9 protein-coding genes and 7 tRNA genes are annotated in these 9,076 nt (G+C 35.6%); all 16 read left to right on the top strand.

Features of this window, described 5'->3' with window-relative positions; all coding sequences use genetic code 11:
- Positions 1-76 (top strand) — tRNA-Met (locus tag BM120_RS08655).
- 12 nt (positions 77-88) lie between these two features.
- A tRNA-Glu gene (locus BM120_RS08650) sits at positions 89-160 on the top strand.
- A gap of 10 nt (positions 161-170) precedes the next feature.
- Positions 171-244 (top strand) — tRNA-Gly (locus tag BM120_RS08645).
- Between the two features lie 12 nt (positions 245-256).
- Positions 257-332, top strand: a tRNA-Val gene (locus tag BM120_RS08640).
- Positions 333-343: 11 nt separating this feature from the next.
- Positions 344-420, top strand: a tRNA-Asp gene (locus tag BM120_RS08635).
- Positions 421-425: 5 nt separating this feature from the next.
- Positions 426-500 (top strand) — tRNA-Gly (locus tag BM120_RS08630).
- Positions 501-512: 12 nt separating this feature from the next.
- Positions 513-586, top strand: a tRNA-Arg gene (locus tag BM120_RS08625).
- Between the two features lie 150 nt (positions 587-736).
- On the top strand, positions 737-1,588 hold the full coding sequence (gene cdaA / locus BM120_RS08620) for a diadenylate cyclase CdaA (RefSeq protein ID WP_091995084.1): 852 nt from the start codon (positions 737-739) through the stop codon (positions 1,586-1,588).
- A gap of 15 nt (positions 1,589-1,603) precedes the next feature.
- Positions 1,604-2,518 carry a CdaR family protein gene (locus BM120_RS08615; RefSeq protein ID WP_091995081.1) on the top strand — a complete coding sequence of 305 codons (915 nt, stop codon included), beginning with the start codon at positions 1,604-1,606 and terminating at the stop codon, positions 2,516-2,518.
- 384 nt (positions 2,519-2,902) lie between these two features.
- Positions 2,903-3,985, top strand: coding sequence for a butyrate kinase (gene buk / locus BM120_RS08610; RefSeq protein ID WP_091995078.1), 1,083 nt, complete (start codon positions 2,903-2,905; stop codon positions 3,983-3,985).
- Between the two features lie 100 nt (positions 3,986-4,085).
- Positions 4,086-4,763, top strand: coding sequence for an ATP-binding protein (locus tag BM120_RS08605; RefSeq protein WP_091995074.1), 678 nt, complete (start codon positions 4,086-4,088; stop codon positions 4,761-4,763).
- Between the two features lie 53 nt (positions 4,764-4,816).
- Entirely contained in the window at positions 4,817-5,032 is a 216-nt protein-coding gene (locus BM120_RS08600; protein WP_091995071.1) for a 4Fe-4S dicluster domain-containing protein, read from the top strand.
- 19 nt (positions 5,033-5,051) lie between these two features.
- The gene (locus BM120_RS08595; protein ID WP_091995068.1) at positions 5,052-6,113 is read left to right on the top strand and encodes a 3-methyl-2-oxobutanoate dehydrogenase subunit VorB; all 1,062 of its coding nucleotides are present in this window, start codon (positions 5,052-5,054) and stop codon (positions 6,111-6,113) included.
- Positions 6,113-6,874: a thiamine pyrophosphate-dependent enzyme gene (locus BM120_RS08590; RefSeq protein WP_091995065.1), complete on the top strand. Its 762-nt coding sequence runs from the start codon at positions 6,113-6,115 to the stop codon at positions 6,872-6,874. The genes BM120_RS08595 and BM120_RS08590 overlap by 1 nt, the downstream gene beginning before the upstream one ends.
- On the top strand, positions 6,875-7,429 hold the full coding sequence (locus BM120_RS08585; protein WP_091995062.1) for a 2-oxoacid:acceptor oxidoreductase family protein: 555 nt from the start codon (positions 6,875-6,877) through the stop codon (positions 7,427-7,429).
- Between the two features lie 122 nt (positions 7,430-7,551).
- The gene (gene glmM, locus BM120_RS08580; protein WP_091995059.1) at positions 7,552-8,901 is read left to right on the top strand and encodes a phosphoglucosamine mutase; all 1,350 of its coding nucleotides are present in this window, start codon (positions 7,552-7,554) and stop codon (positions 8,899-8,901) included.
- Positions 8,902-9,076: the final 175 nt, after the last annotated feature.

Below are 9,076 nucleotides of genomic sequence, written 5' to 3'. Positions count from 1 at the left end.
CGCGGGGTGGAGCAGTTGGCAGCTCGTCGGGCTCATAACCCGAAGGTCGAAGGTTCAAGTCCTTCCTCCGCAACCAAATTAAATACTTGGCTCCTTGGTCAAGCGGTTAAGACACCGCCCTTTCACGGCGGTAACAGGGGTTCGATTCCCCTAGGAGTCATTTTTTATATGCGGGTGTAGCTCAATGGTAGAGTTCTGGCCTTCCAAGCCAGCTGTGAGGGTTAGATCCCCTTCACCCGCTCCAACTCTATATTTTGGGAGTATAGCTCAGCTGGGAGAGCATCTGCCTTACAAGCAGGGGGTCACAGGTTCGAGCCCTGTTACTCCCACCAATTAATATTGCGGCCTGGTAGTTCAGTTGGTTAGAATGCCAGCCTGTCACGCTGGAGGTCGAGGGTTCGAGCCCCTTCCAGGTCGCCATTTATGCGGGAATAGTTCAGCGGTAGAGCGCGACCTTGCCAAGGTCGAAGTCGCGAGTTCGAATCTCGTTTCCCGCTCCAAACTATATATTTGGGTGCATAGCTCAGCTGGATAGAGCAACGCCCTTCTAAGGCGTGTGTCCGGGGTTCGAATCCCTGTGCGCTCATTGTTTTAGTTAGACTTTACGTAAGTGAAGTCTTTTTTTGATAAAAAAATATATTTTTATCAAAAAATTAATTCTATATTATGAATAATGTAGTAAAATATAGATAAGATAAATGAAGTGAGTATAAGTGTTCTGTTGAGGGAGGTAAGGATGGTTTCATTAAATTTATTTTTCAATCAATTATTCCAAATAATTACAAAGATAAGTATTAATGATGTGGTCGACATAATGATAATTGCCTATATCTTTTATAAAATATTGATGTTTATAAAGGATACGAGGGCCGAGCAGTTATTTAAAGGAGTTGTTATCCTATTAGTTGCCACTCAGTTAAGTGGAATATTTAAATTACATACATTATATTGGATATTGGTGAAAATTTTGCAGGTAGGATTTATTTTACCGTTCATTATTTTCCAACCAGAGTTAAGAGCTGGACTTGAACATATAGGAAGAAATACCAGCATTAGAAAATTAGGATCTCAAGCAGCATCTAAATATGATATGGATTTAATTGAATCAATAGAATCATTGCTAGATGCTGTATACGATATGGCAGAAAAGAAGATAGGGGCACTGGTAGTCATAGAGGGTAAAACGAAGCTGAATGAGATAACTGAAACCGGAACTAAAATAAATGGTGAAATTACGAAACAATTGATTTGTAATATATTTGTTCCCAATACTCCTCTTCACGATGGGGCAGTTGTTGTGAGAGATTTGAAAATATTGTCGGCTGCGTGTTTTCTTCCTCTTACTCAAAGAAAAGATTTGAGTAAGGATTTGGGCACTAGGCATAGAGCGGGTATTGGTATAAGCGAAATATCAGACTGTTTGACTATTATTGTATCAGAGGAGAGTGGGAAAGTTTCAATTGCTAGATCAGGTAAGATTTATAGAAATATTGCCAAAGAAAGGCTTTTTAATATATTGAGAGAATTTGAAGAAAAAAGACACGAAAATAATTTCGTATTTATTAAAGATTTTATCAAGAAAAATTAGCCGAAAGGAGATTTTATGAAAAAAAATATACTTTCAAAAAATAATTTGCGTACGAAAATAATTTCCGTTCTTGCGGCTATTATATTGTGGATGTATGTTATAGCGGTGGTGGATCCCGAAGATAAAAAAGTTATTGAAAATATACCTATTACTATTACAAATTCATCTGATTTGGAGAGACAGGGGTTTGTAATTTATCCTGTTGAGGATTTGAAGACAGATATAACAGTTGAAGGAAAACTGTCGGAAATTCAAAAATTAAATAAAAATAATGTCGACATTTATGCAGATATTGTGAATCCTGTTGAAGGTAAAAATATCATCACTCTTAGGACGAATATATCAAATAGGGTATCTAGAGAATTGAAGGATGCCAGTTTTGCTATTAATCTTGAAAAAGCAGTTACTAAAAAAGTAGCTGTAAAAATAGAAGTGCCATTATCGGAACAAAATGAAATAAGTGAAGCTGTTCCAGAGGAAAATGAGGTTGAAATAATTGGTCCAAGTGAATTGGTTAACAGCGTAAGCTATGTTGGTGGAATTATTCCGAAAGAAAAACTTTCTGATAAAGCTACCAGCACTGTAAATTTTGCTCTCGTAGCATATACAAGTAGTGGTGCGCCAGTTAATGTGAAGATTTCAAATAAAAAAATCAAGGTAAAAATAATGAGGATTATGTCAAAGGAGGTTCCGGTTAGGCTGAGATATACTGGGGATAAAGATCTGTTGCCTAATCTATCGACAAATCCTGATAAAGTGGTTATACTAGGAAATAATGAAACTTTAAAAAATATAGACGAGATTGTTACAGAGGAAATAAAGGATGATATTATAGATAATAATGAATCAAAATTGATCAAATTGAGTGTTCCTAATAATATTAAAATAAAAGGTGATATTTCGCAAGTTGAATTAATAAAAAATGAATAACAATATAATAATGATAACTAAAAAAATAGATTTAGTTATCATTATTTTTTTGTTTAAAAAAGCTAGGTATGTTATTTTCAAAAAATACTAGAATGATTGAAACTTCAGAAAATTAAATAAAAATAAAAATATAAGCTGAAATATAAAGTGTTCTTTAAATTGTTAATTTAAGATAATTTTGTTTGATAAATTTTTTGTTGCAACTTCTTTATTTTAGTTATACAATAATAGTATACAATATATTTTGAAAAATAGTATTTTTAAACAAAATGTATAAAAAGATATTTATGATTAGTTTTGATGAAAACGTTATATTGTGTTGATGTTTGGTGATATTCACGGACTCGACCAATAGACGAAAAATCCTATTTATGGAGGTAAAAAATGAAGGAAAATTACAAGATTCTTACCATTAATCCAGGATCTACATCTACAAAGATTGCGGTTTTTGATAATGAATCAGAAGTTTTTGAGAAAACTTTGAGACATTCATCTGAAGAAATTGGGAAATATAAGAATATTTCTGATCAGTTTAATTTTAGAAAAGAAGTTATTGAAAATGAATTACAGAATGCAAATATAGATTTAAAGGATCTAGATTGCGTTGTTGGGAGAGGTGGATTGTTGAAGCCTATCAAGGGTGGAACATACACTGTGACTAAGAGTATGCTTGATGATTTGAAGGTTGGCGTTTCTGGACAGCACGCATCAAATCTTGGTGGTATAATTGCAAACGAGTTCTCTAATGAGCTTGGAATACCAGCTTTTATAGTTGATCCAGTTGTAGTTGACGAGCTTAAACCAGTAGCTAGAATATCTGGTATGGCTGATGTTGATAGAACTAGTATTTTTCATGCACTAAATCAAAAAGCAATTGCAAGAAGATATGCTAGTGAAGCTGGCAAAAAATACGAGGATTTAAATTTGATAATTGCTCATATGGGTGGTGGAATTTCTGTCGGAGCTCATGAGCATGGAATGGTAGTTGATGTTGCTAATGCATTGGATGGAGAGGGTCCATTCTCTCCTGAAAGAAGTGGTGGTGTTCCGGTTGGTAGTTTAGTTGAGATGTGCTACAGTGGAAAATTGACTTTATATGATATGAAGAAAAAAATCACTGGAAACGGCGGACTTGTTTCATATTTGAATACAAATGATGCAAGAGATGTTGAAACGATGATTGACAATGGTGATGAAAAGGCGAAGCTTGTATATGAAGCAATGGCATATCAAATAGCAAAGGAGATAGGTGCTTGCTCAGCGGTTTTAAAGGGAAAAGTTGATGTAGTGCTTTTAACTGGGGGAATAGCGTATTCTAAAATGTTTACGGATATGATTTCTGAAAGAGTTTCATTTATCAGCGAGGTTAGGGTATATCCGGGCGAAGATGAGATGATAGCATTGGCTCTTGGTGGATTGAGAGTTCTAAAAGGCGAGGAAAAGGCTCAAAATTATGATGAACAATAAAGCTTTTCCTATGATGAGTTTCAATATCGTTGCATGGAAATAGTTTTTTATCAGCCTTGTTATCTGGAGATTGAGAATTTAGATAAATAAGGAGAAAAAAATGGAAAAGACAAAGAGAATAAGAATAATAACAGGTCATTATGGAAGTGGAAAAAGTGAGTTTTCTATCAACTATGCGTTAATGCTAAGGAAGGAAGTTGAGGGAAGATTGGCTATTTCGGATTTGGATGTAGTGAATGTTTACTTTAGATCTAGAGGAAGGAAAGAGTTTCTAGAGGAAAATGGAATACATCTAATAAGCAGTTCTGTTGATGCACCTACACTGGATATTCCAGCGTTATCTGCTGAGATTCATACACCACTTCTAAATAAGGATTATAATAATATTATTGATTTAGGTGGTGATAAGGTTGGTGCAACTGTTATTGCTAGATATAAAAATATGATTGATGATGACGATTATGATATGTTTTTCGTTGTCAATGCAAACAGAGAAAAAACACAAACGGCAGAAGATGTTATGAAGTATATTGAGGAAATCGAAAGAGCTTCAAAATTGAAGGTGACAGGTTTAATTAACAATACTCATATGCTTAAAGCCACTACAATAGACGATATCAAAAAAGGGCAGGAGGTGTGCAGAGAAGTTTCAAAGCTTAAAAACATTCCTATAAAGTTCATTTCTTGTCTTGAAGCTCTTGTAAAAGAGATTCCTGAGGATTTCGAAGGTGATATTATTCCGATCAATCTGTATTTGCGTGATGATTGGATGATGTAGTTGTGTTTTAAATATTTTTTAGACTAATTTTATTATTTAAGGAGGCAATGCAAATGGCTAAAGGTAGAGTGTCTTTTGATCAGAAGTACTGTAAGGGATGCGGTAATTGCATTTCAGTATGTCCAAAAAAGATAATTGAGCTTGATATGTCTAAGGTAAATTCAAAGGGATATAATCCGGCTCACGTTGTGAAAATGGAAGAATGCATAGGTTGTGCGAGCTGTGCTCTTATGTGTCCAGACGCAGTTATTACGGTAGAAAGAGATTAATTATTAGGAGGGATTTTACATGGCAAAGATACTAATGAAAGGTAACGAAGCTTTTGGTAAAGCAGCTATGGTGGCTGGATGTAGATACTTCTTCGGTTACCCAATAACTCCACAAAGTGAGTTGCCAGAATATTTATCAAGAGAATTACCAGCTATCGGAGGAACTTTTGTACAAGCAGAATCTGAGGTTGCAGCAATTAATATGGTTTACGGTGCAGGTGGCTGTGGTGCGAGAGTACTTACTTCATCTTCTTCACCTGGTATTGCGCTAAAGCAAGAAGGTATTACATATTGTGCAGGTGCTGAGGTGCCTTGTGTTGTATTAAACGTTGTGAGAGGTGGTCCTGGTTTGGGATCAATTCAGCCTTCGCAGTCAGACTATTTCATGACAACTAGGGGCGGTGGAGATGGTGATTACAGAACTCCAGTATATGCACCAGCAAGCGTTCAGGAAGCATGTGATATGATAATTGATGCTTTTGATGTTGCTGAAATGTATAGAACTCCTGTTCTAGTTTTACTAGACGGTATGATTGGTCAGATGATGGAACCGGTTGATTTTGATAAGGAAAGAAAAGTTAGACAGCTGCCTCCTAAGGATTGGGCAACTACAGGTACTAAGGGAGAAAGAAAGCCTAATATTATAAATTCACTTTACCTATCTCCGGAAATATTGGAAGAACACAACTATCATTTACAGAGAAAATACGAATTAATAGAAAAAGAGGAAGTTCAGTATGAAATGGATAGAACTGAAGATGCAGAATTGGTATTCGTAGCATACGGAACTATGGCAAGAGTTGTTAAGAACTGTGTAAATGATTTGAGAGAAGAAGGATACAAGGTTGGTTTGATAAGACCTAAGACTGTTTGGCCATACCCATACCAAGCATTTGATGAAATTCCTGCTTGTAAAAACTTGTTCGTAGTTGAAATGAGTTTGGGACAGATGGTAGAAGATGTTAAGCTTGGTTCTAACGGCAGATATCCAGTTCATTTCTACGGCAGACCAGGTGGAATGGTTCCAGAACCAAAAGAAATAATGGCAAGAGCAAAAGATATTATGGGAGGTGTTAAGTAATGGCTGTAATTTTCAAAAAAACAACTGGTTTAACTGATGCACAGACACATTACTGTCCAGGATGTACTCATGGTATAATCCATAGATTAGTTGGTGAAGTATTGGAAGAAATGGAAGTACTAGGGACTTCAATAGGTGTTGCTCCTGTTGGATGTTCAGTATTGGCATACAATTATTTTAACTGTGATATGCATGAAGCTGCTCATGGTAGAGCTCCTGCTGTTGCTACTGGAATAAAAAGAGTTTTCCCAGAGCATACTGTATTTACTTATCAAGGTGACGGAGACCTTGCGTCAATTGGTACTGCGGAAATAGTACACGCTGCAAATAGAGGTGAAAACATAACTGTAATATTCGTTAACAACACTACTTATGGTATGACAGGTGGACAGATGGCTCCAACTACATTAATAGGTGAAAAAGCTACTACTTGTCAGGGAGGTAGAGATCCAAAGCTTCATGGTTACCCAATCAGAATGTCTGAAATGCTTTCAACTTTGACTGGGGCTACTTATATAGAAAGAGTTAGAGTGGATACTCCTGGTGAAGTTAGAAAAGCAAAGAAAGCAATAAGAAAAGCTTTTGATGTTCAAATGGCTGGTTTAGGATTCTCAATGGTAGAAGTTTTATCTACTTGTCCTACTAACTGGGGTATGAGTGCTCCTGATGCTTTACAGTGGTTAAGAGACAACATGGTGCCTTACTATCCAGTTCAGAATTTCAAAGATATTGATTTAGCAGCAGCAAAGGAGGAAAAATAAATGAGTACATCTAGAGTTATTTGTGCAGGATTCGGTGGACAGGGTGTTATGTCTATGGGTCAGTTGATGACTTATGCCGGTATGCTAGAAAATAAGGAAGTTTCTTGGTTACCATCATACGGACCAGAAATGCGTGGTGGTACTGCTAACTGTTCAGTTACTATTTCTGATGAGCCAGTCGGTTCTCCAATAATAACTGATGATGCTACAGCAGCTATAATAATGAATTCTCCTTCATTGATAAAATTCCAAGATGATGTAGTTCCTGGTGGGGTTGTATTGATAAATAGTTCTTTAATACATGAAAAATGTGATAGAGATGATGTTCAGTCTTACTACATCGATGCTGTTGATATTTCTAATCAATTGGGAGGACCAAAGTTTGCAAATATGGTAATGCTTGGTGCTTTCCTAGCGATAGATGATTCTGTTAATATAGACTCAGTTCTAGAAGCTTTTAAGAAGGTTTTCGGAAAGAGCAAGGAAAAATTCATTCCTGTTAATAGACAGGCATTAGAAGCTGGTTATAATGCAGTAATGAGTCAGAAAAACTAATAAATTGATATTTTGGCCGTTGTAATTCATTACAACGGTCTTTTTTTGCGAAAAAAACGAGAAAAATATATGAATATGTGGTAAAATATATATTGATACATATTTATGAGGTGAAGACAATAATGAGAAAATATTTTGGAACAGATGGTGTCAGAGGAATTGCAAACACAGAATTGACTTGTGAAATGGCATATAAGCTTGGAAGAGCTGGTGGATTTGTTTTAACTAGAGGAAGAGAACAGGTTAGCGTGGTTGTAGGAAGGGATACTAGAATCTCAGGTGATATGCTTGAAGCAGCGCTTGTTTCTGGGTTGATGTCTGTTGGATGTGATGTTGTTACAGTGGGAGTTGTACCAACACCAGCTGTGGCTTACTTAACCAGAAAATATAGTGCTGATTGTGGTGTTGTAATTTCTGCTTCGCATAATCCAGTAGAATATAATGGAATTAAGTTTTTCAATGATAAAGGATTTAAATTGGCAGATGAAATTGAATTAGAGATAGAAAAATATATTGATAATATGAATCTGATAGATGCTTTACCTACTGGAAATAGAGTGGGTAGAAAAATTTTTAAGCATGACGCTGCTAAGGAATATGTTGAAAAAGTAGTTTCTCACATAGAGGGGGATTTTAGCAACCTAAAAGTTGTTTTAGATTGTGCTAATGGGGCTTCATATAAGGTTGCTCCGATGGCTTTTAGATTGCTGGGAGCGGAAGTAATCGAAATAAACTGTAATCCTGATGGAACGAATATAAATAAATCATGTGGATCGACTCATCCTGAAAGTCTTCAAAAAAAAGTCATAGAAGAAAGTGCTGATTTTGGGATGGCTTACGATGGTGATGCGGATAGATTAATCGCAGTGGATGAGAATGGTGAAATCGTTGATGGTGACAAAATTATGATGATTTGTGCTGCTAGCATGAAGGAAAAGGGCATTCTAAAAAATGACACATTGGTAGCCACTGTAATGAGCAATATAGGACTATTTATTTCGGCAAAGGAAAATGGAATTAAGCTTGAGACAACCAAGGTGGGAGATCGATACGTTTTGGAGGAGATGGTTAAGGGAAATTATTCTCTTGGTGGAGAGCAGTCTGGTCATTTGGTATTCTTGGATTATAATACTACGGGTGATGGAACAATGTCATCCTTGGTTTTAGCATCGATTCTCGTAGAAAAGGCTATAAAATTATCTGAAGCTACAAAAATTATGGATAAATATCCACAGGTATTGGTTAATGTAAAGGTAAAGCACGAATTAAAGAATATTTATATGGATTTTGAGGAAATTGCATCTGAAATTGATAGAATAGAAAAAATCATGGATGGGAAGGGAAGAGTTTTGATTAGACCTTCTGGGACGGAGCCTCTAGTAAGGGTTATGTTGGAAGGAAAAGAGCTTGAACAAATCGAAAGCTTGGCAAATGGTTTGGCTCAAATAATTAAACATAAAATTGGATGCTAATACCTTTCTTCTGTCTGAGTATTGAGCTCTTGTAAAGATGTCAATACTCAGACTAATTTTAAAATAACTGTTGACATATTACAAAAATAAGTATATAAAAGTATAGTAGATAATTGTGTTCATTTATAAGTAATATAATTATAAAAATTTGCTATTAGTAAATTGTTTAAATCAG

The organism is Peptostreptococcus sp. D1, assembly GCF_900112955.1.
Taxonomy (GTDB): Bacteria; Bacillota; Clostridia; order Peptostreptococcales; family Peptostreptococcaceae; genus Peptostreptococcus.
The sequence above is the reverse complement of the archived record's forward strand: the minus strand, read 5'-3'. Positions and strand labels throughout refer to the sequence as shown.

Bases quoted from the DNA above. Each gene is read 5' to 3' on its own strand.
- BM120_RS08585 (WP_091995062.1), top strand. From the start codon at position 6,875: ATGAGTACATCTAGAGTTATTTGTGCAGGATTCGGTGGACAGGGTGTT.
- BM120_RS08600 (WP_091995071.1), top strand. From the start codon at position 4,817: ATGGCTAAAGGTAGAGTGTCTTTTGATCAGAAGTACTGTAAGGGATGC.
- cdaA (WP_091995084.1), top strand. From the start codon at position 737: ATGGTTTCATTAAATTTATTTTTCAATCAATTATTCCAAATAATTACA.
- BM120_RS08595 (WP_091995068.1), top strand. From the start codon at position 5,052: ATGGCAAAGATACTAATGAAAGGTAACGAAGCTTTTGGTAAAGCAGCT.
- glmM (WP_091995059.1), top strand. From the start codon at position 7,552: ATGAGAAAATATTTTGGAACAGATGGTGTCAGAGGAATTGCAAACACA.
- BM120_RS08605 (WP_091995074.1), top strand. From the start codon at position 4,086: ATGGAAAAGACAAAGAGAATAAGAATAATAACAGGTCATTATGGAAGT.
- BM120_RS08615 (WP_091995081.1), top strand. From the start codon at position 1,604: ATGAAAAAAAATATACTTTCAAAAAATAATTTGCGTACGAAAATAATT.
- buk (WP_091995078.1), top strand. From the start codon at position 2,903: ATGAAGGAAAATTACAAGATTCTTACCATTAATCCAGGATCTACATCT.
- BM120_RS08590 (WP_091995065.1), top strand. From the start codon at position 6,113: ATGGCTGTAATTTTCAAAAAAACAACTGGTTTAACTGATGCACAGACA.